Annotated in this window: 26 protein-coding genes and 2 pseudogenes; 12 read left to right on the top strand and 16 right to left on the bottom strand. The window is 72.5% G+C overall.

Translation table 11 applies throughout. The features are described 5' to 3' along the window. Positions 1-3 precede the first annotated feature (3 nt). Complete coding sequence (locus ACZ3YL_RS20880; RefSeq protein ID WP_465658984.1) at positions 4-288, bottom strand: hypothetical protein; 285 nt, start codon at positions 286-288, stop codon at positions 4-6. Between ACZ3YL_RS20880 and ACZ3YL_RS20875 the strand changes: the two are divergent. Further along, positions 247-504: pseudogene (locus ACZ3YL_RS20875) on the top strand (hypothetical protein); the annotation flags it as partial. The gene ACZ3YL_RS20880 and the pseudogene ACZ3YL_RS20875 sit on opposite strands and share 42 nt — an antisense overlap. A 47-nt stretch (positions 505-551) precedes the next feature. Here the strand turns inward: ACZ3YL_RS20875 and ACZ3YL_RS20870 are convergent. After that, positions 552-1,520 carry an alpha/beta hydrolase gene (locus ACZ3YL_RS20870; RefSeq protein WP_465658982.1) on the bottom strand — a complete coding sequence of 323 codons (969 nt, stop codon included), beginning with the start codon at positions 1,518-1,520 and terminating at the stop codon, positions 552-554. 110 nt (positions 1,521-1,630) lie between these two features. Then, entirely contained in the window at positions 1,631-1,948 is a 318-nt protein-coding gene (locus tag ACZ3YL_RS20865) for a putative quinol monooxygenase (protein WP_188305042.1), read from the bottom strand. Positions 1,949-2,097: 149 nt separating this feature from the next. On the opposite strand from ACZ3YL_RS20865, the gene ACZ3YL_RS20860 reads away from it, so the two are divergent. Together ACZ3YL_RS20860 and ACZ3YL_RS20855 are read left to right on the top strand one after the other, a co-directional pair. Further along, on the top strand, positions 2,098-3,003 hold the full coding sequence (locus ACZ3YL_RS20860; RefSeq protein ID WP_188305041.1) for an AraC family transcriptional regulator: 906 nt from the start codon (positions 2,098-2,100) through the stop codon (positions 3,001-3,003). Between the two features lie 156 nt (positions 3,004-3,159). Continuing rightward, complete coding sequence (locus ACZ3YL_RS20855) at positions 3,160-3,918, top strand: SDR family oxidoreductase (RefSeq protein ID WP_188305051.1); 759 nt, start codon at positions 3,160-3,162, stop codon at positions 3,916-3,918. Between the two features lie 348 nt (positions 3,919-4,266). Here ACZ3YL_RS20855 and ACZ3YL_RS20850 read toward each other — a convergent pair. Further along, positions 4,267-4,596: pseudogene (locus tag ACZ3YL_RS20850) on the bottom strand (Tn3 family transposase); the annotation flags it as partial. Between the two features lie 72 nt (positions 4,597-4,668). Between ACZ3YL_RS20850 and ACZ3YL_RS20845 the strand changes: the two are divergent. From ACZ3YL_RS20845 to ACZ3YL_RS20835, 3 genes are all read left to right on the top strand, one after another. After that, positions 4,669-5,277: an ArsR/SmtB family transcription factor gene (locus ACZ3YL_RS20845; protein WP_465658979.1), complete on the top strand. Its 609-nt coding sequence runs from the start codon at positions 4,669-4,671 to the stop codon at positions 5,275-5,277. Positions 5,278-5,306: 29 nt separating this feature from the next. After that, entirely contained in the window at positions 5,307-6,566 is a 1,260-nt protein-coding gene (locus ACZ3YL_RS20840) for an MFS transporter (RefSeq protein WP_465658977.1), read from the top strand. A 328-nt stretch (positions 6,567-6,894) separates the two neighbouring features. After that, on the top strand, positions 6,895-8,292 hold the full coding sequence (locus tag ACZ3YL_RS20835) for a pyridoxal phosphate-dependent decarboxylase family protein (RefSeq protein ID WP_465658975.1): 1,398 nt from the start codon (positions 6,895-6,897) through the stop codon (positions 8,290-8,292). Between the two features lie 51 nt (positions 8,293-8,343). Here the strand turns inward: ACZ3YL_RS20835 and ACZ3YL_RS20830 are convergent, their stop codons facing one another. Further along, positions 8,344-8,790, bottom strand: a complete 447-nt coding sequence (locus ACZ3YL_RS20830) for a hypothetical protein (RefSeq protein ID WP_465658974.1) — start codon at positions 8,788-8,790, stop codon at positions 8,344-8,346. A 284-nt stretch (positions 8,791-9,074) separates the two neighbouring features. On the opposite strand from ACZ3YL_RS20830, the gene ACZ3YL_RS20825 reads away from it, so the two are divergent. Continuing rightward, the gene (locus ACZ3YL_RS20825; protein ID WP_465658972.1) at positions 9,075-9,503 is read left to right on the top strand and encodes a PPOX class F420-dependent oxidoreductase; all 429 of its coding nucleotides are present in this window, start codon (positions 9,075-9,077) and stop codon (positions 9,501-9,503) included. Positions 9,504-9,560: 57 nt separating this feature from the next. Here ACZ3YL_RS20825 and ACZ3YL_RS20820 read toward each other — a convergent pair whose 3' ends face one another. From ACZ3YL_RS20820 to ACZ3YL_RS20810, 3 genes are all read right to left on the bottom strand, one after another. After that, a complete protein-coding gene (locus tag ACZ3YL_RS20820; RefSeq protein ID WP_465658970.1) occupies positions 9,561-10,352 on the bottom strand; it encodes a putative protein N(5)-glutamine methyltransferase in 792 nt (263 codons plus the stop codon). Positions 10,353-10,631: 279 nt separating this feature from the next. Continuing rightward, complete coding sequence (gene ligA, locus ACZ3YL_RS20815; protein WP_465658968.1) at positions 10,632-12,737, bottom strand: NAD-dependent DNA ligase LigA; 2,106 nt, start codon at positions 12,735-12,737, stop codon at positions 10,632-10,634. A 57-nt stretch (positions 12,738-12,794) separates the two neighbouring features. Continuing rightward, the gene (locus tag ACZ3YL_RS20810) at positions 12,795-13,511 is read right to left on the bottom strand and encodes a ScbR family autoregulator-binding transcription factor (protein ID WP_465658966.1); all 717 of its coding nucleotides are present in this window, start codon (positions 13,509-13,511) and stop codon (positions 12,795-12,797) included. A gap of 381 nt (positions 13,512-13,892) precedes the next feature. Here ACZ3YL_RS20810 and ACZ3YL_RS20805 point away from each other — a divergent pair, with 381 nt between their 5' ends. Continuing rightward, positions 13,893-14,396 (top strand): ArsR/SmtB family transcription factor, encoded by a 504-nt coding sequence (locus tag ACZ3YL_RS20805; protein ID WP_465658964.1) that lies wholly within the window; start codon positions 13,893-13,895, stop codon positions 14,394-14,396. Next, positions 14,393-14,887, top strand: coding sequence for an SRPBCC family protein (locus ACZ3YL_RS20800; RefSeq protein ID WP_188305031.1), 495 nt, complete (start codon positions 14,393-14,395; stop codon positions 14,885-14,887). The genes ACZ3YL_RS20805 and ACZ3YL_RS20800 overlap by 4 nt, the downstream gene beginning before the upstream one ends. Before the next feature lie 19 nt (positions 14,888-14,906). Here ACZ3YL_RS20800 and ACZ3YL_RS20795 read toward each other — a convergent pair whose 3' ends face one another. Further along, positions 14,907-15,311, bottom strand: coding sequence for a RidA family protein (locus ACZ3YL_RS20795; protein ID WP_188305030.1), 405 nt, complete (start codon positions 15,309-15,311; stop codon positions 14,907-14,909). Positions 15,312-15,519: 208 nt separating this feature from the next. Here ACZ3YL_RS20795 and ACZ3YL_RS20790 point away from each other — a divergent pair, with 208 nt between their 5' ends. Beyond that, a complete protein-coding gene (locus tag ACZ3YL_RS20790) occupies positions 15,520-16,170 on the top strand; it encodes a C40 family peptidase (RefSeq protein WP_465658962.1) in 651 nt (216 codons plus the stop codon). Between the two features lie 2 nt (positions 16,171-16,172). Here the strand turns inward: ACZ3YL_RS20790 and ACZ3YL_RS20785 are convergent, their stop codons facing one another. Then, positions 16,173-16,649, bottom strand: coding sequence for a MarR family winged helix-turn-helix transcriptional regulator (locus ACZ3YL_RS20785; protein WP_465658960.1), 477 nt, complete (start codon positions 16,647-16,649; stop codon positions 16,173-16,175). A 71-nt stretch (positions 16,650-16,720) separates the two neighbouring features. On the opposite strand from ACZ3YL_RS20785, the gene ACZ3YL_RS20780 reads away from it, so the two are divergent. Next, the gene (locus tag ACZ3YL_RS20780; protein ID WP_188305028.1) at positions 16,721-17,131 is read left to right on the top strand and encodes a VOC family protein; all 411 of its coding nucleotides are present in this window, start codon (positions 16,721-16,723) and stop codon (positions 17,129-17,131) included. A gap of 60 nt (positions 17,132-17,191) precedes the next feature. Here the strand turns inward: ACZ3YL_RS20780 and ACZ3YL_RS20775 are convergent, their stop codons facing one another. The 6 genes from ACZ3YL_RS20775 to ACZ3YL_RS20750 all read right to left on the bottom strand — a co-directional run bounded on the left by ACZ3YL_RS20775 (position 17,192) and on the right by ACZ3YL_RS20750 (position 23,054). After that, on the bottom strand, positions 17,192-17,734 hold the full coding sequence (locus ACZ3YL_RS20775) for a hypothetical protein (protein WP_465658958.1): 543 nt from the start codon (positions 17,732-17,734) through the stop codon (positions 17,192-17,194). Between the two features lie 150 nt (positions 17,735-17,884). After that, positions 17,885-19,144 (bottom strand): threonine--tRNA ligase, encoded by a 1,260-nt coding sequence (gene thrS, locus ACZ3YL_RS20770; protein WP_465658956.1) that lies wholly within the window; start codon positions 19,142-19,144, stop codon positions 17,885-17,887. 197 nt (positions 19,145-19,341) lie between these two features. Continuing rightward, positions 19,342-20,076: a leucine-rich repeat domain-containing protein gene (locus tag ACZ3YL_RS20765; RefSeq protein ID WP_223242307.1), complete on the bottom strand. Its 735-nt coding sequence runs from the start codon at positions 20,074-20,076 to the stop codon at positions 19,342-19,344. 287 nt (positions 20,077-20,363) lie between these two features. After that, entirely contained in the window at positions 20,364-21,182 is an 819-nt protein-coding gene (locus ACZ3YL_RS20760) for an MBL fold metallo-hydrolase (protein ID WP_465658954.1), read from the bottom strand. 217 nt (positions 21,183-21,399) lie between these two features. After that, the gene (locus tag ACZ3YL_RS20755) at positions 21,400-22,005 is read right to left on the bottom strand and encodes a TetR/AcrR family transcriptional regulator (RefSeq protein WP_188305023.1); all 606 of its coding nucleotides are present in this window, start codon (positions 22,003-22,005) and stop codon (positions 21,400-21,402) included. Between the two features lie 113 nt (positions 22,006-22,118). Continuing rightward, a complete protein-coding gene (locus ACZ3YL_RS20750) occupies positions 22,119-23,054 on the bottom strand; it encodes a 3-hydroxyacyl-CoA dehydrogenase family protein (RefSeq protein WP_465658952.1) in 936 nt (311 codons plus the stop codon). 288 nt (positions 23,055-23,342) lie between these two features. Between ACZ3YL_RS20750 and ACZ3YL_RS20745 the strand changes: the two genes are divergently transcribed. Further along, positions 23,343-24,095: an acetoacetate decarboxylase gene (locus ACZ3YL_RS20745; RefSeq protein WP_465658950.1), complete on the top strand. Its 753-nt coding sequence runs from the start codon at positions 23,343-23,345 to the stop codon at positions 24,093-24,095. The last annotated feature ends 92 nt before the right edge of the window (positions 24,096-24,187 follow it).

Here is a 24,187-nt window from a genome sequence, read left to right as displayed (position 1 = left end):
GCTCTACTCCAGGCTGCTGACCGGTACCGAGCCGATCGGCGCGCTGCCGACGAGCCCGTCGTGGGAGTGCTGGTTCAGCACGACGCGATTGATCACCCCGCCGATCAGTCGGCCTTCGACACCACCGGGACGCCCCCAGAACAGCACCGCGCCGTCGAACCATTCGAGCGGCAGCGCGAAACGCGTCGCCTCCCCGACCCTGCCGGAGCTGGTCCTCGACGTCCTCGACGACCGTGACATCCGGTCCGGCTGTCGTACGGCCAGGCCCGCGCCCTGCTCGACGCCCACACCGCAGTCGGCGGGGTGCCGGGCACAGGCTGGGACCTGCACGAATACCGCCATTCTGGTCTCACCCACCTCGGCGAGGCCGGGGCCAGCCTGCCCATGCTGATGGCGAAGTCCCGGCACAAGAAGCCGGAGAACGTACGGCGCTACTTCCACCCCTCGGCGGAGGCGATCGCCGAGGTCACCAGCCTGCTCGCGCCCGGAGACAGCAGGCGCTGAGGTCTTGGCCAAGGCTGAAGCGTACGACCGAAACTCGTCGACTTCACCTATGCGGCGGGGTTCGTGGGCAGGAGCCGGGCGAGCCAGTCGGTGCGGGTTCGGCGGGCTGTGGCCGAGATGTGTGCCTGCGGGTACAGGGCGTCGAATCCGTGGAAGCCGCCTGCCCAGACGTGGAGTTCGGCCTGGCCGCCGGCCGCCCAGATGCGGGTGGCGTAGGCGGTGTCCTCGTCGCGGAAGACTTCGGCGGAGCCGGTGTCGATGTAGGTGGTCGGCAGGCCCGCGAGGTCGCCGGCCAGGGCGGGTGAGACGTACGCGGGTACCTCGTCGTCGGTGAGGTCGCCGAGGAGGCAGCGCCATCCGAATCCGTTCATCTCGCGGGTCCAGACGCCGGGCCCGTTCGAGTACTGGAGGCTGGAGGTGGTGGTGTTGCGGTGGTCGAGCATGGGGCCGATCAGGACTTGGGCGGCGATCGTCGGGGTGCCGAGGTCGCGGGCCAGCAGGGTGACGCCGGCGGCGAGGCCGCCGCCCGCGCTAGCGCCTGCGACGATGATCCGGGCGGGGTCGATGCCCAGTTCGGCGGCGTGGTCGGCGATCCAGAGCAGTCCCTGGTAGCAGTCGTCGACCGGGATGGTGCCGGTGGACTCGGGCGCGAGCCGGTAGTCGACGGAGACCACGACGGCGCCGAACTCGTCGAGCCACTCCAGCGGGATGTCGATCTGTGAGAAGCGGTCGCCCATGACCATCCCGCCGCCGTGCATCCAGTAGACGCAGGGTGCGGCAGCGGTGCGATCGCTGTTCGCGGGGCTGAAGACGGACAAGGGGATCGGGGTGCCGTCCGGACTCGCAACGGTGACCTCGCGCCGGTCGATAGCGCGACCTTCGAGGAGGGGTTCGACGGGCATCGAGGCGAAGGGGCGTACCTGCGCCAGCACTTCCGGGCTGAGCTCGGACATCAGCGGCATGTCGGCCAGGAGTTCACGCAGTTCGGGGTCGAGGGAGGGGCGTGCTGTGGTCATGGTCGTTGCCTCTCGTGGGTGGTGGCGGGACGGTCGGGCGAGGACGGGGGCCGCCTCGGTGGGCACCGAGGCGGCAGAGGCCGGGGGTGGGGTGCCGGCGGTCCGGCGGGTCAGAGGGCCGATTTGCCGCCGATCGGAACAAGGTCGGTGTACTCGGAGTCCTTGGCGAGCAGCGGGTCGATCTGCGCCACGATGGCCTGGGCGGTCTTGCCGGCGAAGACGCGGTGGTGGTCGTCCTCGCTGGTCCAGCCTTCGGCGACGTGGACGACGTCGGGGTCGGACGCGGAGCGGGAGACGAGGTAGACGAGGCAGTATTCGCTCGCGCCGGGGCTGCCCTCGTTCAGTCCGGTCAGCAGCAGGTCGACGAGCTGGTCGCCCATACCGGGCCTGGCGGTCAGGGTGGCGCCGAAGCCGTAGTCGGCAGTCATGGATTCCTTCTCTTCCTCTTCAGCGATGGAGTGCGGTGATTCCATTCAAGTGGGTTGAACTGCGGAAACGTTAGACCGATACTCTTTTGCACTTGCACGATCCTCGCGACTTTGGGAACCGCGGCGCGGAATGGTGCTGCAATGGACGCATGTACCTCGAAGAACTCCGCACCCTGCTGGCCCGCCATGCGCGGCCCGACTGGACCACCGCCGTCGACGGCGTCCTCATCTCGAAGGTCGACCGCCCTGATCCGCCGGCGCCTTCGATGTCCGGCACGCTCCTGGCGGTCATCGCGCAGGGCGCCAAACGCCTCGCCCTGGGTGAGAGGGTGTTCGAGTACGGACCCGGGCAGTACCTGGTCGCATCCGTCGATCTGCCCGTCACAGGGCAGTTCACCCGGGCCGACCCCAAGCAGCCGGCGCTGGGGTTCGGCCTCGTCCTGGAACCGTCCGCCATTGCCGAGCTGCTGCTCGAGGCCGGGCCCGGAGGCGCCCCCCCGAACAGCGGGGGCGCGCCGTCGGGGATCGCCGTCAGTGACGCTCCGGCCGCGCTGCTGGACGCGGTGGTCCGGCTGTTGCGCCTGCTCGACGAGCCCCGCGACCGGGCCGTACTGGCCCCGCTGGTCAAGCGCGAGATCCTGTGGCGTCTGATCACCGGCGAGCAGGGTGCGACGGTTCGCCAGCTGGGCCTGGCCGACAGCAGCCTCAGCCACATCTCGCGGGCCGTGCGCTGGATCCGCGAGCACTACGCGCAGCCCTTCCGGGTCGAGGACGTGGCGCGGCAGTCCGGCATGGGCGTCTCCGCCTTCTACCGCAACTTCCAAGCGGTGACCGCGATGAGCCCCATCCAGTTCCAGAAGCAGATCCGGCTCCAGGAAGCCCGGCTGCTGCTCGCCACCCATCCCGGAGACGTCACCGGAGTCGGCCACCGCGTCGGCTACGACAACCCGTCGCAGTTCAGCCGGGAGTACCGCCGCCAGTTCGGCGCGCCCCCCAGCCAGGACGCCGCCCGCCTGCGTCAGGCCGTACGTGCGCCGGCAGGTCTCCTGTCCTGAGCTGGTGCCCCTTCCGGAGGATCGTGCAAGGAACAGCGAGGATAGTTCTACTATCTCCGCAGGTCAGAGCGATTCAATGGGATTACCGATTCTCCCGTGGAGCAGGAAAATGCCTGCCCGCCCGAATGGATCCCACCACACGCAAAGGGGCACAACATGAAGACGGTTCTGATCACTGGTACCTCATCCGGGTACGGGCGGGAGACCGCCCGCTACTTCCACTCGCAGGGGTGGAACGTCATCGCCACGATGCGGACGCCGCGTCCAGACGTCCTTCCTGAGTCGGACCGGCTCCGCGTCATCGAACTCGACGTAACCAGGCCCGAGAGCATCACCGCGGCCTTCCAGGCAGCCGGGCCCATCGACGTCCTGGTCAACAACGCGGGCGTCCCATCGATCGGCGTGTTCGAGGGCACCCCCATGGCCCGGGTACGGGAAGTCTTCGAAACCAACACGTTCGGCGTGATGGCGGTGACCCAAGCGGTGCTGCCCCGGTTCCGTGAGCGCGGCTCCGGGGTGGTGGTCAACGTGACCTCGAGCGTGGTGCTGGGGCACATGCCGCTCACAGCCGTCTACAAGGCGAGCAAGATGGCCGTCGAAGGGTTCACCGCTTCCCTCGCGCTCGAACTCGCGCCCTTCGGCGTCCAGGCGAAGACGGTCGAGCCGGGCGCCTGCCTGACGACGAACTTCGCAGCCAACGCGGCCAACGCGGCGGACGGGGCACCGCTGGACGAACTGATCCCGGCGCCCTACGCGTCATGGGCGCAGAAGGCCATGGGCGACTTCACGGCGCAGGACCTGTTCACCAGGGAGAGCGACGTCGCCGAGACGGTGTGGCGAGCCGCGCACGACACGACCGGCCAGTTGCGATTCCCCGCCGGCCCCGACGCGGTGTTGCTCTCCCAGGCGAAGTGATCAGCCGGCGGGCACGGTCACGCCGCCCTGGACCCAGGAGCCGACTCGCGCCCGCGCACGGGTCGGCTCACCGTCGGGCGCTCACCCCGATGAACGGGAACCTGACCAATGACGAGAAGCCGGACCGGTTCGCCTGGGCCGCGGTCACCGCCGGGACACCGCGTATGACCGGCCCGCCTGCCGACAGAAGGCGTACCGGGCACGCTGGGCCGCCGAACGGATCCGCGAAGCCGTAAACAGCTCCGGTCGGTGTGACGGCTCCCGTACCCCTCTCCGGGGCCTGGCCAGCACAGACGCCTAGGTCAAGATGGTGGCGACCACGACGAACCATTCGTATGACGTCACTCGTGCCCGCAGCGCCGACGCCCCCTCCGCGGTCGCCTCGAAGTCCACCACCTCCACCAGCAGCTTCAGGAACGGCCTCACCGTGGAGAACCGGGAGACCAGCATCCGCCGCCACGCCTCGTCCGCGTCCGAGTCCAGGGGCGGAGCCAGCTCGACCATCGCCGCCACCGCCGCGGCGAACTCCTTGCGCGGCTCCACCGCCTCGATCGCCTCCCACATCGCCGCCAGCGTCGCGACCTTCGGGCCGGTGATCTCCCCGGTGGAGGTGTCCACCTGTTCGGCGGTCTCCTCCAGCACCACCTGCAGCGCGGCGGCTCGCTTCGCGCCGGCCCGCGCTGAAAGATCGGAAACGTTTCTTGCGCAGTTTTCATTGCGCAACTTTCCCTTCGGATCTACCGTGGAGGCATGGACCAGCCGCACCCCCCGCAGCACCCCGAAACCGAGCGGATCACCGACCTCTCCCGGCTCAAGGCCTTCACCAACCCGCTGCGCATGCAGCTCTACCGCCTGCTCTACATCTCCGGCACCGCCACCGCCTCCCAGCTCGCCGAGCAGGTCGATCAGGCGCCGTCACTGGTCAGTTACCACCTGCGCAAGCTCGCCGAGCACGGCTTCGTCACCGAGGCGACCCCGCAGAGCAGCGACGGACGGGAGCGCTGGTGGCAGGTCTCCTCGGAGGAGGGCTGGGGTTTCCGCGAGTCGGACCTCGCCGGTACGCCGGAGGGTGCGGCCGCCGTCGGGGTGGTCACCCGTGGCCTGGTGGACACCCGCGTCGCCCAGTACCGCGGCTACCTGGACCAGACCTCCGCCTGGGGCACGGAGTGGACCGACGCCGCGTTCGGCGCCGAGTGGCTGCTCGACCTCACCGCCGCCGAACTCGCCGAGCTGGACGACGAGTTGCAGGCGCTCGGCCGTCGCTGGCGGCAGCGCGGCAAGGCGGCCCGGGCGGCCGGCGACACCGCGGGCCGCGAACACGTGTCCGTCCACCTGTACGGCTTCCCGTTCCGCCCCTGACGCCGCCCACCCACCGACTGGAGCCCGCCATGGCCACCTTGGAGACGACGCCGGCCGTCCGCCCCGCCGCCGCCGCTCACCGCGACCCGAACGTGCTGCGCTGGCTCACCGCCTACACCGCGTCCCTGGTCGGCGACAGCATCTACTTCGTCGCCCTCGGCTGGTCCGCCCAGCGCGCCGCCGGCCCCGCCGAGGTCGGGCTGGTGATGGCCGCCGGCGCACTGCCCCGGGCGGTGCTGATGCTGGGCGGCGGGGTGGTGGCCGACCGGTTCGATCCGCGCCGGGTGATCCTCGGCAGCGACAGCCTGCGCTGTCTGCTCATCCTCTCCGTCGCGGCCGCCATCGCCCTGACCACGCCCGCCCTCTGGCTGCTGGTGGCGGTGGCGCTGGTGTTCGGCGCCGTGGACGCCCTGTTCGTCCCCGCCGTCGGCGCCCTGCCGCCCCGGATCACCGGCCCCGGCCAGCTGGCCCGCGTCACCGGACTGCGCACGCTCGCCATGCGCGTCGGCCAGGTCGCCGGCCCGCCGATCGGCGGCCTGGCCATGGGCCTCGGCGGCCCGGCCACCGCCTTCACCGTCGCCGGCGCACTGTTCGCCCTCTCCCTGCCCTTGCTGCTGTCGGTCCGGATCAGTCCCCTCGCTCCGCCCCCGGAACACGTCGCCCCCGCCGAACGCAGGACGGCCCGCGCCGACTTGACCGACGGCCTGCGCTACATCCGCCGCCACCGCCTGCTCGGCCCACTGGTCCTGGTCGGCGCCGTCTGCGAACTCGGCCTCACCGGCACCCTCAACGTCGGCATGGTGCTGCTCAACGCCGAGCGCGGCTGGGGCCCCTCCGGCTACGGCCTGATCGTCGCCTGCTTCGGCGCGGGCGCCACCGTCGGCGCCACCCTGCTCGCCGTCGTCGGCCGACTGCCCCGGGCCGGTCTCACCATGGCCGTCACCCTGCTGCTGGGCAGCATCGGAGCGGCCGTCATGGGCCTGGTCCCCACCCTGTGGTCGGCTGCGGTGCTCGCCGCACTGGTCGGTCTGAACGCGGGCGTCTTCGGCACCCTGGACGGCGCCCTCGTCCAGACCACCGCCGACCCCGCCTACCTGGGCCGGGTCACCTCCGTCGTGATGCTCACCATGGTCGGCCTCGCCCCGCTCAGCTACCCCGTGGTCGGCGCCGCCATCGGCGCCTGGGGCGCCGCCCCGGTGTTCCTCGGCTGCGGCGCCTTCTCCTGCCTCGGCGCGCTCTACGCCCTGGCCTCCCGGTCCGTCCGGCGGGCCGAACTGCCCCGACGGTAGGGTCCTGCCGCAGACGGAAGGGCTCGGACGCGATCGACCGGACGGGGCTCCCACGCCCCCGACCATGGTTCCGGACGGGATCGAAGCCCCGCTCGCAACCGCCGACGGTTCGCCGGTGGTCGAGTGCTCGCCTCCCCCGAACGCCTCACCACGTGGGCAGCAGGGGGACGGGGCTCGTAGCTTCGCCGTGGCACTGGTCCGGCTCCCGGGACGCCTCCGCGGTGTGCGAACCCCGCGACCGGCCAGGCCACCGGCCGTGGATTGGCCTGCGACACCCGCTCCGTCCGGCACTAGCCTCGGTCTGACCACCGATCAACGGAGAACCCCCATGCACCCCGAACTCACCGCCGACCTCGACCAGTTGCCCACCCTGCTGGAGGAGGCCCGACAGCGGGCCGTCGGCTTCCTGGCCGGCCTCGACGACCGGCCGGTGATCCCGCCGTCGGCCGACCGGCCGACCGCGACGGGGCCACTGCCCGAGGACGGCGGCGGACTGCGGGCGGCGCTGGCGGAGTTCGGCGAGCGCTGGGAGCCGAGGCTGTCGGCCAGTGCCGGGCCGCGCTACTTCGGGTTCGTGACGGGCGGGGCGACCCCGGCCGCCCTGGTCGGCGACTGGCTGACCGCGACGGCCGACCAGAACTCCAACTCCTCGCTCGACCCGGCCGGTCAGCAGTTGGAGCGCGAGACGGTCGGCTGGCTGCGCGAGCTGTTCGGGCTCTCCGCCGCGCACAGCGGCACCTTCGTCAGCGGCGCCACCCTGTCCAACACGGTCGGCCTGGCGATCGCCCGGGAGTGGCTGGGCGAGCGGCTCGGAGTGGACGTGGCCGAGGACGGAGTCGCGACGCTGGGCCGGGTGCGGGTGCTGTCGGGCGGCGCGCACTCCAGCGTGTCCAAGGCGCTGTCCGTCCTGGGCCTCGGCCGCACCGCGCTGACCACCCTCCCCACCCTGCCCGGCCGGGAGGCGGTGGACGTGGCCGCGCTGGAGCGGGCGCTCGCCGAGGCCGACGGCCCGTGCGTGGTGGTCGCCAACGCGGGCACCGTGAACACCGTCGACTTCGACGACCTGCGTGCGATCGCCGCGCTCCGGGAGCAGTACGGGTTCTGGCTGCACGTGGACGCCGCCTTCGGCGCCTTCGCCGCGCTCTCCCCGCGGCACGCGGAGCTGGTGGCCGGGCTGGACCAGGCCGACTCGGTCTGCGTGGACCTCCACAAGTGGCTCAACGTGCCCTACGACAGCGCCGTGCAGTTCACCCGCCGCCGCGACCTCCAGGCCAGGGTCTTCCAGAACGCCGCCGCCTACCTCGGCCCGGTCGGCGACCACCCGGACCTGGTGCACCTGACACCGGAGAACTCCCACCGGCTGCGCGCTCTGGCCGCCTGGTTCACCCTGCGCGCCTACGGCCGGGCCGGCCACCGGGAGATCGTGGAGCGCTGCATCGCCGGCGCCCACGCGCTGGGCGAGGCGATCGGCGCGATCGACGGGCTGCGCCTGCTCGCCCCGGTACGCCTCAACGTCGTCTGCTTCACCCTCGCCGAGGACCCCACGCCCGAGCGGCTGGCCGCCCTCGCCGCCGGGATCTCCGACCAGGCCTTCCTCACTCCGACCCGCTACGCCGGTCTGCCCGCCCTGCGCGCGGCGTTCAGCAACTGGCGCACCACGGAGGCGGATGTCCGGCGGACGGCCGCCGCGCTCGCGACGGCCGTCCGCCCCTCGGAGTTCGCCTGACCGGCTCCCCGCCTCAGAGCCACGTCGTACTTCAGACCCGACGAAGTACTGCTAAGGATGCGCCCCGCCCGCGTACCCGCCCCGCGAGGAGTCCGTCAGGCTCGCCATCAGCTCCGCGTGGGCGAGGTTCAGGTACCGCAGCGCCCGCCAGCGGGGGTTGTGGCCGGGGTGCTCCCGGAAGCCGTCGGCCGTCTCGCACAGCCGTTCCCACCACAACATCACGTCCTGGCGCAGCCGTTGGACCTCCCCGGGCACGTCGACCCGGTCGTCCATCACCACCTCGCTCCAGGCGAGCAGCAGGTCGCCGAGGTGGATGCAGTCGCTGAGGGTGATGTCGGCGAGGCGTTCGGCCGCGAAGCGGGCGGCGCTGCCCTCGGGTTGGGCCTCGACGACCTCGCCGAGACGGGCGGACAGGAAGGCCCGCAGCGGGGTCACGTCCTCGTGGTGCAGGTCGTCGGAGAACTCCAGCAGTTCCCTGGGCCGGTAGTCGGCAGCCATCGTGCGGTGCTCCCTCGGTTCGGATCAGCACTCGGGTCTACGCTCGGGTCTACGCTCGGATCGGCGCGGGGACCAGCACTCGGATCAGCACTCGGATCAGCACTCGGATCAGCGCCAGATGACGGGTCGTCACATCCCGTCGCGTCCCGACCCTAGACCGCCGGCCGCGCCCGCCACCGGCGATTCCGCGAATCCTCATCTTTCGGGGTCAACCAGGCGTCAACGGCGCAACACACCTGCCGTGCCTTGCCCTTCACACCGGCCCGAGGCCCGATGATGCTCCCATGACCGCCACTGCTCACGACCCGTACGCCCTGCTCGCACAGAGCCGCCTCGGCATCCTCGCCACCATCAAGGCGGACGGGCGGCCCCAGCTCTCCCCCGTCCTGCCGTTCTACGACCGCGCGGCGAACGTCATCCTGATCTCCACCCGGGACGGCCTGGCGAAGACCGCGAACCTGCGCCGGGACCCCCGGGTCAGCCTGGAGGTGACCGGGCCGGACGGACGGTCCTGGGCCACCGCCGAGGGCGTCGCCACCCTCACCGGGCCGGCCACCGACCCGGACGGGCCGGAGGCCGAGGCGCTGGTCGACTACTACCGCCGGGCCGCCGGTGAGCACCCCGACTGGGCGGAGTACCGCGCGGCGATGGTCGCCGACCGCCGGGTGCTGCTCACCATCCCGGTCGACCACGTGTACGGCGCCGCGATCTGACCAGTCGTCCCGGCCACCCCGACGGGGGGTGGTGGCCGGGGCGGCCCTGCTTCCGGGTCAGCTCTTCGTCGCCGTGACCACGGTGGCGTCCAACTCCTCCGCACGGCTCACCGCCGCCGCCAGACCCACCGACCGGGCCACCACCAGCGCGTCGGCCGCCTGCCGCTCACTGGTCTCGAACAGCAGCGACCCGCCCGGCGCCAGCCACCGCGGCGCCGTCACGGCCACCCGGCGCAGCACGTCCAGCCCGTCCGCCCCGCCGTCCAGCGCGGGCCGCGCCTCGTGCAACCGGGCCTCCGGCGGCAGGAGTTCGATGTCACCGGTCGGTACGTACGGGACGTTGGCGATCAGCACCTCCACCCGGCCGCGCAGCGCGTCCGGCAGGGCGGCGAACAGGTCGCCCTCGAAGACCCGTGCTCCCGTTCCGGCCAGGTTGCGCCGGGCGCAGCGGACGGCGGCCGGGTCCAGGTCGGCGGCGTACAGCTCGACGGGGTGTCCGGCGCCGGCCGCGACGGCGGCGCCGAGTGCGCCGCTGCCGCAGCACAGGTCGACCACCACCGCGCCGGGACGGGCCAGCCGGGCGGCCTCGGTGGCCAGGAACTCGCTGCGCCGGCGCGGGACGAACACACCGGGGTCGACGGCGATCCGCAGCCCGGCGAACTCGGCCCAGCCGACGACGTGTTCGAGCGGCCGGCCCTGGGCGCGGGCCCGGACCATGGCGGCCAGTTCGGCGGGTGTGGCGGCGGCGGTGAGCAGGATCCGCGCCTCGTCCTCGGCGAACACACAACCGGCGGCGCGCAGTCGGGAGACGACGGAGGAACGGAGAACAGCGGAGGCGAAGACCGGCAAAGGGAACCCCTTGGGCAGGACAGGAGGAGAACGGAGGACTCCGTCAGGGCTCCCGCCAGGGCCGACGCCGCGTCGGTGCGCCCGCGCTACGCGCGCGGTGCGCCCGCACGGCCGCGCTCCGGGAGCACCCGCTCGGACATACCGGTAATGGGTCTCACCTCCCTGGTGCGTGGTCGTGTTCAGCGTCGGTCACCCTACCGCACCCGCTCCGCACGGCGAACGGGCCGACGAAAGGGCCGACGAACGGGCCGCTGACCGGGCCGATGCCCGGCCGTGGGCTCAGCCGAGGAAGTCGGCAACCAGGACGGCGAACTCCTCCGGGGTGGTGACTGGCACTCCGAGTTCCTCCGCCTTGACGCGCTTGGAGCCCGCCTTCTCGCCCGCGACCAGCAGGCTGGTGCGCTTGGACACCGAGGAGGAGGCCTTGCCGCCCGCGCGTTCGATCAGTTCGTTCATCTCGTTGCGGGAGAGTTCGGCGAGGGCACCGGTCATGCTGCCTGTCACCACCACGCTCTGCCCGGCCAGCGGACCTGCGGCCGTCCCCTCGCCCACCACCCCCTCGCCCACCGGGCCCACAGCGCTCGCCCCGCCCGTCGCCGCCGCCGCTGCCACCACTGCCGCCGCGGCGACCGGCTCGGTGACCTCCGTCCCCACCCCCTGCTCCGCCAGTCGGTCCAACAGCGCTGCCAGCTCGGCGAGTTCGGTCACGATCACGGCCGCCTTCTCCGGCCCGATGCCGTCCACGCCCGCCAGCGCCTCGGCGTGGGCAGCCCGGATCGCGACCATGCTGCCGAAGTGCGCGGCGATCCGGCGCGACATCGTCCGCCCGGTGCCACGGATGCCGAGGGCGCAGAACACCCGGTTCAGCGGGCGGGTGCGGGCGGTCTCGATGGCGCCGAGCAGGTTGTCGGCGCTGGTCTCGCCCATCCGCTCCAGGGTGAGCAACTGATCCTTGGTCAGGGTGAAGAGGTCGGCGAGGTCGGCGACCAACCCGGACTCGACCAACTGGACGGCCCGGGTGCCGCCGAGGCCCTCGATGTCGAGCTGGTCGCGCCCGGCCGCGTAGATCACCGAGGCGACGGCCTGGCAGCCCCGGCCGCGCACGCAGCGCCAGCGCTGCTCGGCCCGGTCGATGGCGTCGCCGCAGCGGGGGCAGACCTCGGGGAAGGCGATCGGCTGCTCGGAGCCGGTGCGCTCGTCCACCAGCGGCGCCTCCACCCGGGGGATGACGTCCCCGGCGCGGTAGACGAACACCTGGTCGCCGATCATCAGCCCGCGGCGCTCGATGTCGGCGGGGTTGTGCAGGGTCGCGTAGGCGACGGTGACGCCGTCGATGACCACCGGGTCGAGCACAGCGCGGGGCGCGATGATCCCGGTGCGGCCGACGTTCCACTCCACCCCGAGCAGCCGGGTGACCTTGTGCTGGGCCTGGAGCTTGCGGGCCACCGCCCAGCGCGGCGCCCGGGAGCCGGAGCCGGCCTGCTCCTGGTCGGCGACCGCGTCCGCCTTGACGACGACGCCGTCGATACCGAAGGGCAGCGCGGCGCGCAGGGCGGCGATCTCCTCGATCCGCTGCTCGGCCTCGGCCAGCGTGGCGCAGCGGCGGGGGGCGGCCTCGGTGCTGGCGGCGGTGTTGGCGCCGAGTTCGGCGAGGCGGGCGAGCAGCTCGGCGTGGTCGAGGCCGGGCAGGCCGTGGGCGTCGTAGCCGAAGAAGGTGAGCTCGACCCGGTAGGGGCGGTCCTTGGCGCGCAGGGTGCCGGCCGCGCCGCTGCGCGGGTGGGCGAACGGGGTGGCGCCGTGGGTGGTGCGCACCGCGTTCGCCTGTTCGAACTGTTCGTGGGTGAGCAGCACCTCGCCGCGCAGTTCGACGTCGAGCGGTTCGGCCAGCCGGGCGGGCAGGCCCAGGACGGCGTCCGCCGCATGGGTGATGTCCTCCCCCGCCAGGCCGTCGCCCCGGGTGAGCACCTGGGTGAGCCGGCCCGCGCGGTAGCGGGCGGCGACGGCGAGGCCGTCCAACTTGGGCTCGACGCACCAGGCGGCGACCGGCCGGCCGAGCCTGCGCTCCAGCCCGGCGGCCCAGGACTCCAGCTCCTCGGCCGAGAAGACGTTGTCGAGAGAGAGCATCGGCGTGCTGTGCGGGACGTCGCCGACGGCCGCGCCGCCGGCCACCTTGCCGGTGGGCGACTCGGGCAGCACCTGGTCGGGGTGCTCGCGCTCATAGGCCTCGATCGCCCGGACCAGGGCGTCGTACTCGTCGTCCCCCAGCGGGGTGGAGCCGTCGGCGTAGTACGCCGCGGCGGCCCGTACGGCGGTGGCGACGGCGTCGGCGTAGGCCTCCGGGGAGGCGGGAGCGGCAGGGGTGGCCGTGGTGGCTGCGTCCTTCATACCGCCATCATGGCGAGCCGCACTGACATTCGACCTGCCCCGCCGCGCGGGCGGACGTCAGACCGGTTGCGGCGCCACCGGCCCCGCCTCGGCCCGCGACTCCGCCGACCGCCCGTCGCCGCCCTCCTCCGCCTGCCGGGCCGCCGCGACCTCGGCGACCACCTGGGCACCGCGGTCCGGCCCCATCCGGAGCGAGCCGAGCACCCCGGGCACCGCGACGCTCGGCAGCAGGTGCTGGAACAGGCCGGACACCCGGAGTTCCAGGTCGGCCCGGCCGGCGAGCTTCTGCGACTGGATCTGAACACCCGTCCAGGCGGCGGTCATCAGCCACGCGGTGTCGGCCGGGACGACGTGCGGCAGCAGTTCGCCGCGCTCGCCGGCGGCGACCAGCAGCGCCTCCATCCGGCTGATCCAGCCGGGGATCACACCGCCGCCGAGGTCATCGAGGACGTCCTGGCCGAGCGTGAGCCGGGCGCCCGCGCTGAGCAACGGGTCACGCGGCATCAGGTGTGCGACCACCATCCCGGTGTCCACGAACTCCTGGAGCTTGCAGCTACGTTCGGGCACTCCGTCCTGGACGAACTGCTCCTCGACGACGCCTTGCGCGAGATCCCGCTTCGAGGCGAAATGGAAGTACACCGCACCTCGCGTCACCCCGGCCCGGGAGACCACCTCCCCGATGGTGGCGCCCTCGTAGCCGAACTCGTCGAAGACCGACGCCGCGGCCTCCAGGATCAGCCGACGCGTCCGGAGCGCTCGTTCCTGCCGTACCACCGCAACCACCCCGCCCTGAGCTCCGGGAAAACAAAACCAAACACCCCGTATCCTAGCTACGGGCTCCCCACGGGCGACAAGACGATGTCGGGGAATCAGCGACTCCTCCCCTCCTCCCCCACCTGTTCCACTTCTTCTCTCCTACGGTCCGTCAGATCCCGACCGGACGAATGGAAGTCACACCTCTCCGGAGATCCGCCGACGAACACGGCTAGCACCCCGGCACTCTCGCCTGAAAACCGAACGATCGGTTTCTTCTGATCGGCCGCTTCCCTCCGAAAGCCCGCCCCCACCACTTCCGCAACCAAACAGTTGAGTACGGAGGCGTAGCGGAGTAGCGTTGTTCTCAACCAATCGGTTGCGGATGAACAGAGGTGTGCGGTGGCCGTCGACCAGCTCTCCCGGGCGTTCGTCGCCCTGGCCGATCCGACCAGGCGCGACATCGTCGCCCGGCTCTCGGTCCGGGACGCGACCGTCGGCGAGCTGGCGGAGTCCTACGCGATGTCCATGCAGGCCGTCTCCAAGCACCTCAAGGTGCTGGAGGAGGCCGGACTGGTCAGTCGCCGCCGGGACGCCCAGCGGCGGCCGTGCCACCTGGAGCCGCAGGTGTTCGACTTGATGACGAGCTGGATCGAGCGCTACCGCCGCCAGGCCGAGGCCCGCTTCGGCCGCCTGGACGCCGTCCTCGCGGCCATGGCCGACGCAGACGCCAACACAGACGCAGACACCGGCGCAGACACCGACGCAGACGCCAACGCACACGCAGACACCGGCGCGGACACCGACGCCGACACCGACGCGGAACCGAAGCCGACCGGTGCGGACGACCCAGAGAGCCGCAGCCGCCCCGACCGCCCCCGGCACACCGAAGGAGCCCCGCAATGACCTCCACCACCGGCCACCAGACCCACATCGAGGCGGACCCGACGCTGCCCACCATCCGGATCGTCCGCGAGTTCGACGCCCCGCAGGAGCGGGTGTTCCGGGCCTGGATCGAGCCCCAGCTGGTCGCCCGTTGGCTCGGCCCCGAGGACCTCGACCTGAAGATCGACGACTGGGAGCCCCGCACCGGCGGCCACTACCGCTACTCCATGCACCGCGAGGGCCAGGAGGTCGCCGCCTTCTACGGCTCCTTCCATGAGGTCCGACCGGCCACCCGGCTCGTCCAGACCTTCACCTTCGAGGGCGTACCGGACGGCGTCGCGCTGGACACCGCCGTCTTCGAACCCGCCGGCGAGGGCCGTACCCGCGTGACCGTCCTGTCGGTGGTCGACAGCCTGGCGGCCCGGGACGCGATCCTGGTCAGCGGTATGGAGCGCGGCGTGGTCGAGGGCTACCGGAAGCTGGACGCCCTGCTCGCCGCAGCCTCCTCCTGAGCCCCCGCCCCCGGGCCCGTCAGGGCAGCACGGCCACCGCCTCCACCTCCACCAACTGGTCGCGGTAGCCGAGCACCGAGACGCCGAGCAGCGTACTGGGGGCGTCGTGCGCCCCCAGGTACTCCCGGTACACGTTCCAGACCTTCACCAGGTCCGCCTGATCGCCGGAGGCCACGTACACGGTGGTCCGGGCGATGTCCGTGACCCCCGCACCCGCCTCCTCCAGCACGGTTATCAGATTGCGCATCACCTGGTGGGCCTGGCCCTCGTAGTCCCCGACGGCGACGGTGCGCCCCTCCTCGTCCAGCGGGCACGCTCCGGCGAGCCAGAGCGAACGGGCCGGGGCATCGACCACCGCCGCGTAGGCGTAGTCGACGGCCTGGGTCAGACGGGTGTTGCGGACCAGCTTGACGGCGCTGTCCATGAGGGCCTCCGAGGTCGTCACCGAACGTTCGCGCCCATCGTTGGCCCCTCACGAACGACCGTCAAACCGATTTCCGGTGAACTCCCGGGCCCGCCAAGGCCTGTGTGCCCACGATTCACCGCTGCGGGTGATGGCGGACGGCGCCGCCGGACCGCGATCCTGGTGCGGACCCGCGCCAACCCCGCGACCAGCCCAGGAGAGCCGACCGATGGAGTCCCGACCCCCCGGCCATGACCAGGCCTCCGGAGTAGCCCGCCGCCGCATGCTCGGCCTCGCCCTCGGTGCGGGCCTCGCCCCGGCCCTCGGCGCCGCGGCCCAACCCGCCCACGCCACAGGCCGGTCCAACCCGTCTGACCCATCCGACCCGTCCGCGGCCTCGCTCGCCGCCGCGGCCCTCGGCCGCCGGGTCGCCGCCGTCGCCGAGGCGCAGATCGGCGTTCCGTACGCCTGGGGCGGCGGTGACCGGCTGGGCCCGGGCCTCGGCTTCTGCGACGAGGAGAACGGCTATCTCAACGGCGTGTGCCTGGGCGAGAGCACGGTCGGCTTCGACTGCAGCGGGCTGTCCCTGTACTGCTGGTACCGCGCCAGTCACGGCACCGTCGAGCTCGGGCACTACACCGTGGCCCAGTTCCACCGCGGCGCCCCGGTCGAACGCGACGCCCTCGCCCCCGGTGACCTGCTGTTCTTCTCCCGCCCCGACGCGCCGCTGCACCACGTCGGCGTCTACGCGGGCGACGGCGCGATGATCCACGCCGAGCGCACCGGCACCCTGGTGGCCCGGGTCGAGAAGGTGCTCGACCTCCCGCGCTGGGCGGGCGAGTTCGCGGGCGCCCGCCGCCCGGGGCCGCCCACCGGCTGAGCTCAGACGGCGCCGCGCCGCAGCGCCTCCCCCTGGTTCACCCGCCGCAGCAGCTCCTGCAGCACCCGCCGCTCCGCCGGGTCCAGCGGAGCCAGCACCTCGTCCTGCACCGCCCGGGCCTGCGCGTCCAGTTCGGCCAGCAGCGTCCGCCCGGCGGCGGTGACCGACACCGAGACCCGCCGCCGGTCCGCCTCGTCCCGGCGGCGCTCGACGTACCCGGCCGCGCCGAGCTGGTCGGCGACCTTCGCGAGGTCGCTCGGGTCGATGCCCAGCCGCCGCACCAGGTCCCGCTGAGCCTGCGGCCCGAAGTCGGCGAGCGCCGCCAGTACGGCCATGTCCCAGAGCCGCAGGCCGCGTTCGGCGAGGTGCTCGGCGAGCCGGGCCCGCGCCGTCCGGCCGATCCGGGCCAGCAGGAAGGTGCTCAGGTCCAGCAGGGTCGGCGGCAGCGCGCCGGGCGGGGCGGGGTCCTCGGAGGCCATGGCGGTATTCTAGGGTCACTCCCTATAGTGGGTGCTGACCCAGAGATTCAGAGCCCACCTGGAGCCCGACCGTGGACGCCCTCTACCCCCGCCTGCTCGTCACCCGCTTCGCCGAGACCTTCGGCTTCTACCGCGCCGTCCTCCCCCCGTTCACCGGCGCCACCCTGATCAAGGGCACGCCCGAGGGCCCGTACGCCAACTGGGACGTCGACGACCAGGCCGTCCTGGCGCTCTTCGACCGCGCCGCGATGGCCGCCACCCTGGGCACCGCCGGCCTGCCCGCCGACCCCGGCGCCCCCGCCCAGGACCCCGCGATGCTGGTCTTCCGGGTCGACGACGTGGACGCGGCGCTCGCCCTCTGCCTCGCCCACGGCGGCACCCTCGCCGCCCCGGCCGCCGACCGCCCGGAGTGGGGCCCCACCCTGCGCAGCGCCCATCTGCGCGACCCCGAGGGCCACTTGATCGAGCTGCAGTCCTACTGACCGCCGGGGGCACCCGACCCCGGCGGCCGGCGACACCAGGATCGGCGCCGCCGGGGCCCCTCAGCGATGGAAGACCTGCAGCTCACGGACCGCGTCGTTGAAGTTCCCGCCCAGCTGGGGAGCCGGCAGGTCCATGGTCTTCTCCACGCTGAGGGTCGACCAGAGGTGGACGGCGTTGCAGTTGTTGTAGCCCTTCATCGAGGAGACGCTCAGCGCGACACCGAAGTAGTTGACCAGGTGGTAGCCGGTGCCGTCGCAGCCGCCGGCGTCGCCGAAGAAGGAGTAGATGACGCCGCCCTGGTAGTCGACGTCCTTGAACTCCTCCAGCAGCAGCGTCCGGTCGGTCGGCTGCTCTGCCGTGCGGGTGCGGCCGTCGGCCTCGGCGAGCGCGTCGGCGCGGGAATCCCACGAGCAGGCCCGGCCGAGCACCGGGGAGGCACCGTCGGCGCCGGGCAGGTGCCCGAGCACGGCGGCGCAGTACTGGACCTCCGGCACCGGCAGCGGGCGGAGCCTGGCCGAGCCCGCCGGGGCGGCGGCGACGGCACCGGCGAGGGCGAGACAGACGGTGAGGACGGGAGCGACGAGCCTGCGCGATCCGCGCATGGGCACCTCCGGGACGATGGGACTGGTGGGGACGGCGGCGGCCGTGGACCCGGCCGCCGCGCCCATTCGACGGGCGGCCACCGCCCCCGGCCCCGCCGACACTCCGCGCGCCGCACTAGTCGTACGTATGCTCCCGGCCCGCCGTCCGGTTCAGCCGGCGGGCGCGTCCCGCCACAGCTCGGCGCTGCAGTCCGCGACCAGCGCGCCGATCCGGGCCCAGGCCTCCTCCGCGGGCATCGGCTCCAGCCGACGGCCGTCCCGCAGCCGCAGTGCGACCCGCTCGTCCACGGCCTCCTTGGCGCCGATCACCGCCTGGTAGGGCACCAGCCGGGCCTCCCGGATCCGGGCGCCGAGACTGCCGTGCTCGGGCCCGGCGACCTCGGCCCGCAGCCCGAGGTCCAGGCAGCGTTGCCGCAGCCGCTCGGCCTGCGGCAGCTCGGCGTCGGAGATCGGCACCAGCACCACCTGGGCCGGCGCGAGCCAGGCCGGGAACGCCCCGCCGTACAGCTCGATCAGGTGGGCGACCACCCGTTCCACACTGCCGATCACGCTGCGGTGCACCATCACCGGGCGGTGCTTGGCGCCGTCCGGGCCGATGTAGTGCAGGTTGAACCGCTCGGGCTGGTGGAAGTCGATCTGCACGGTGGAGAGGGTGAACTCGCGCCCGGCACCGTCGGCGATCTGCACGTCGATCTTTGGACCGTAGAAGGCGGCCTCGCCCTCGGCCGCCTCGAACGGCACCCCGGAGCGCTCCAGCACCTCGGTGAGCAGCGCCACCGCCCGCTCCCAGAGCTTCGGGTCGGCCACGTACTTGCCGCCCTCGCCGGGCAGCGAGAGTCGGTAGCGGACCGGCACGATGCCGAGCGCGCGGTGCGCCTCGCGGATCAGCTCCAGGGCGGCGACGGCCTCGTCGGCGGCCTGCTCGGGGGTGCAGAAGACGTGGGCGTCGTTCAGCTGGATCGCCCGGACCCTGGTCAGCCCGCCGAGCACGCCGGACAGCTCGGAGCGGTACATGCCGCCCAACTCGGCCATTCTTAGGGGCAGTTCACGGTAGCTGTGCGGGCGTGAGCGGAAGATCAGGGCATGGTGCGGACACAGGCTGGGGCGCAGCACCATCTCCTCCGAGCCGAGTTCCATGGGTGGGAACATGTCCTCGCGGTAGTGGTCCCAGTGGCCGGAGATCTCGTACAGCTCGCGCTTGCCCAGCACCGGCGAGTAGACGTGGCGGTAGCCGGCCCGGCGCTCGCGGCCCCGGATGAACTCCTCCAGGGTGTGCCGGATCGCGGCGCCGTCGGGCAGCCAGTACGGCAGGCCGGAGCCCATCAGCGGGTCGGTGTCGAACAGGTCGAGCTCGCGGCCGAGCCTGCGGTGGTCGGGTGCGGGCCGGTCCTGGACGGACTGCTCGTTCATGGTGGTCTCCACTCGGGTTGGGCGGGCGAGTGGGCCGGGGAACGACGAAGCCCCGGGGCACTCGCCCCGGGGCTTCGGACTTGGTCAGCAGTCAGCGCGCCGGGACTCTTTCCGGCGTCGTCGTGGCGAGTGCAGCGCGCTTCATGCGTTCCACGGTAGCAGCTCACCGGCGTCCGCGTTGATCTTTGCGGGCGGGATCACAGCAGGACCATGCAGCCACGCTCGATGAGCGCCTCCATCAGGTGATCCGGGACCTGTACGTCGTTCCACCGCAGGTCGAGCTTCTCCAGCGCGGGCAGCGCCGCCGGATCGGCCAGCCAGTCGGGCAGTTCGGTGATGCCGTTGGTGCGGAGGTCGATCCGGCGCAGCCTCGGCAGCCCGGCGAGGACGGCGGGCAGTTCACCTAGGGCGTTCTCCCTCAGTTCCAGCTCGCGCAGTTCGGAGAGCAGCGTGAATGAGGCCGGCAGGGCGGTCAACTCGTTCCCGCGCAGCCAGAGTTCGCGCAGCTCGCCGAGGGCGCCGATCGACTCCGGCAGGGCGGTGAGCCGGTTGTGCTGGGCGCGCAGTTCGACCAGCTCGGCCATCTTGCCGATGGCGAACGGGAGTTCGGTGAGCCGGTTCTCGCCGACATTGAGGTAGCGCAGCCGGGTGAGCCGCCCGAGGCCGTCCGGCAGGGTGGTCAGCTGGTTGTCGTGCAGGTAGAGGAAGTCCCGGAGCCAGGTGAGCCGGGTCAGTTCGGCGGGCACCTCGGTGAACAGGTTGTGTCCGAGGTCGAGGGTGCGCAGCCGCATCAATCTGCTGATGCCGGGCGGGAGTTCGGAGAGCGCGCCTTCGGCGAGGATGAGCACGGTCAGGTCGTTGCGTTCCCACACCGAGCTGAGCACCTCGGCGGCCACCGGACCGAGCGGCTGTCGCCAGAGGTTGAGCGTCATGTCTGTCACGTCCACCATTGTCCGCCCTCACCACTGCGCCGTCGGCACGTGGCGCGTCGTGCCACGGGTGGGGGCCCGGCGGCTTCGTTCACTTCACCGACGGCAGGCCTGCAGGTGATCTGTGGCGAGGGCGGTGCGGTCCGGCCGGTGACCGCAGGGAGTCTGCGGTCACCGGCCGGGAGAGGCTCAGGAGCCACGTGGTCGGGTTCGTGGACGACCATCCGGCCGGCCGGGGCCTGCCCTCCTCGACCGCCCTCGCGAGCACGGTCCGGAGCCGTCGGGCTCGGTCAGCCGATCGGTGGTGCGAGGTATTCCAGCGCGTAGCCCTCGCCGGAGGGGGTCACCCGGGCGATGCCGGGTGAGTCGAGGTGGGCGCCGGCTACGAAGTGGTCTGGTCGGGTCAGTTGTTCGAGGAGTGACGCTCGCGCGGCGCGGGCCTGCGACTGGTCGCCGTCGAACTCCCAGGACACGTTCGGCTGATCGAACTGGAGCGTGGGGACGTGCACGGTGTCGCCCCAGACGAGAAGGTGGGCGGTGCCGCTCCTGACGTCGTAGACGGTGTGACCGGGGGTGTGGCCCGGTGTCGGGATCGCGGTGCACCAGTCGTTGATCGCGACCTTCTCGGACACGGGCACGACCCGGTCGCGGATCGGCTCGAGCCGCCCCGTGAACACCGAGGTGTCGCCCGCGCCGATCCACACCCGCTCGAGTTCGGCGAACGCCTCCGAACCGTCCGGCGCGATCAGGCCGCTCACGTGGTCCTCGTGCTTGTGGGTGATGGCCACATCGGTGATGTGCGCGCGCTGGACTCCTGCTTCGTGGAGCGCGTCGTAGATCAGTCCCATGGTGGGGTCGTGCCAGACGTCGGACGCGCCGGTGTCGATGAGAACGGACTGCGTGCCGTCGGTGACGAAGAAGGCGTTGACCGACAGCCGTAGGTTGTCGCCGGCCAGCGGCACGGCGGCCGGCAGCACATCGAGCGCGCACCCGTCCTCGTCGCGGAGCCGTGTCGGCGGCATGTCGATGTACCCGTCTCGCAACGAGATCACCTGCAGGTCGCCGAATTCGAACGTGGCATGGTGCCGGCCACTCGAGATCAAACGCATGGAACCTCCGTCGTGTTGGGCGTGTCTTTTCGTTGACCACCGGGTGGGAGGCGTGCGGCAGCGCCCGGACTCGCCTGCCGATCGAACGGACCGGCACCGAGTGGCGGTTGGTGCGGACCGCGAGCCGGCCGCGGCGGTCGGGCCTCGGCACCGCCCTGCCCGTGAACGCCCCTGCCCCGGGCCGACGGACCCACCGGGCCGGCTCAACGGGGGCGCGTCAGCCACGCCGTAGGTGGAACAGCCCGTCCACGACGCGGTGGAGGAGCTCCTCCGGGAACTCGGCGAGTTCCCCGCGGGCCTCCTCGGTGAGGCGCATGGCGGTGGCGCCCTCGTGGAGGATCACCAGCAGCCGGGCGAGGTCGCGCGGGTGGACCTCCGGGGCGTGGTCGGTCGCCTCCTCGATCAGCTCCACCAGGCCGTCGATCAGCCGGGCCTCGTGCTCGGCGAGGCTGCGGGCGACCTCCGGGTGCCGGGCGGCGTGCAGGGTGAACTCCATGGAGAGCAGGAACCAGCCCTCGTCCTCCCGGCGCCGGTCGGCCAGTTCGCGCAGCATCCGGGACGGGACGTCCTGGGCGGCGGCGGTGGCCGTGAAGGCGGTGCGCAGATCGGCGAGCAAGCGGTCGATCTGCTGGTCGTAGAGAGCGAGGAACAGCTGTTCCTTGTCCTGGTAGTTGGAGTAGAACGCGCCCCTGGTCAGCCCGGCGCGGGCCACGATGTCGCGGATCGAGGTGGCATGGAAGCCGTGTTCGGTGAACAGGGCGAGGGCGCTGTCGTTCAGGGCGGCGACGGTCAGCGGGCGCCGCTTCGTGGGTGACTTGGGCACGAACTGCGGTCCTCGGCTCTCGTTCTTCGCTCGGCACGGTGCCGCCGGGCGGCCCGGCCCAGTCTACGGGCCGGGCCGGGGTCGCCGTCCGTGTGCCGAGCGGCCGCAGCGTGTCAGGCGGCAGCGGCGCCCCCGCCGGAGCCGCGGTCCGAGCCGCGGTCCGAGTCGCGGTCCGAGCCGCGGTCCGAGCCGGAGCCGTAGTCGTAGAAGCCGCGCCCGGTCTTGACGCCGAGTCGGCCGGCCTCCACGTACTCCTCCAGCAGGGTGCGCGGCCCGGCGGGCAACTCCGGGCGCTCGGCGGCGTAGTGCTCCTCGATGTCCAGTACGACGTCCAGCCCGACCTGGTCCATCGCCCGGAACGGGCCGCCCCGCAGACCGGTGTTGACGGACCACATGGCGTCCACCTCCTCCGCGGTGGCGACGCCCTCGGCCACCACCGCGAGCGACTCGCGCTTGATGGCCGCCCAGATGCGGTTGAAGATGAAGCCGGTGCTCTCCTTGCGCGCCTCGAACGGGAAGACGCCGTGGCGCGGCAGTTCGGCCAGCAGCAGGTCGATGACGGCCCGGTCGGTGCGGCCGCTGGACATCACGTCCACCGCGTTCTGGACGGGCGGCATGTAGAAGTGGATGTTGACCAGCCGCTCGGGCTCCCGCACCCGGTCGACGAAGTGGCTGGTCGGGTAGGACGAGGAGTTGCTGCCCAGGACCGCGTCCCGGTCGGCGTACCGGTCGAGGTCGGCGAAGACCCGCTCCTTGAGCTCCGGGCGCTCGGGCACCGCCTCGATCACCAGCCAGGCGCCGCGCAGTGCCTCGGCGAGGTCACCGGTGACGGCGACGGTGCCCGCCCCGCTCCCGCCCACCTTCGCGGCGACGGCGGGCAGCTGCTCCGCCACGTAGGCACCGGCGGCCGCGAGCTGCTCGGCCGAGGGGTCGTAGATCCGCACCTCGCCGCCGTCGGTGGCGAACATCAGGGCGATGCGGCGCCCGAGGGTGCCGGCTCCGACGACGGCGACGGGTCGGCCGGTGGGGTTGGGGGCGGTGAACGACATCGAGATCACTCCTTGGCTGTGCGGGTGCTGCTGCGCACCGGGGGGATGCGGGGGCGCCACGGGCGCCACGGGCGCCACGGGCGCCACGGGCGGTCCGGGCGGTCCGGGCGGTCCGGGCGGTCCGGGCGGTCCGGGCGGTCCGGACGGTTGGGGCGATTGGGGCACTACGGCGGCCCGGGTGTTCCGCGCGCTTGCACCGCGATCCCATCGGATGCATGGTGTATCCGATACATATCGTATCCGTTTGAGGGGACCGCACAACCCCACCCCGTCCGAAGGAGCCCCCCGATGCGTTCCGAGCAGGTCGTCCGCCACGCCGCCACCCCGCTGACCGCCCCCGTCTACCCCCTGCGCGCCACCCGCTTCACCGACCGCGAATACCTGAACGTCGTCTACCGGACCGACCCCGAGGCGCTGCGCGCCGTCGTCCCCGAGCCACTGGAGATCGACGAGCCGCTGGTGCGCTTCGAGATCATGAAAATGGGCGAGGTCGACGGCTATGGCCCGTACGTCGAGGCCGGGCAGGTCATCCCGGTGCGGCACAGCGAGGAGCACGGTGAATATCTGCACGCGATGTACCTGGACAGCTTCGCCGCCACCGCGGCCGGCCGGGAGCTGAGCGCCTACCCCAAGGTGATGGCCACGCCGCGACTGTTCACGGAGGCCGGCACCCTCGTCGGCACCCTGGACTACGGAAGCCAGCGGGTCGCCACCGCGACCATGGCCTACAAGTGGCAGCCGCTGGACCAGCGGGAGGCACGCGACCAGATCACCGTGCCCACCTTCGCGGTCAAGGTGATCCCCGACTACACCGGCGGCCTGCGGGTCTGCGACCTGGTACGCACCCGGATCAGCGACGTGACCGTCAAGGAGGCCTGGACCGGCCCGGCCCGTCTCCAGCTCAACGCCCATGTGATGGCGCCGCTGGCCGACCTGCCGGTGCTGGAGGTCGTCTCGGCGAGCCACATCGTCACCGATCTGACCCTCTCCCCCGTCGCCCCCGTGCACGACTACCTCGCGGAGCAGCGCCGCTCGGCCTGACGGCGGGGCCGGAGCCGGGGCCGGGGCGCCTCGTCGACCGATGCCGCCCACCGCGACCGGCCGCCCAACCCGGCCCGGCCCCACTCCCCACC

The organism is Kitasatospora sp. NPDC023176 (assembly GCF_055560495.1).
This window is presented reverse-complemented; position numbering and strand designations above follow the sequence as displayed.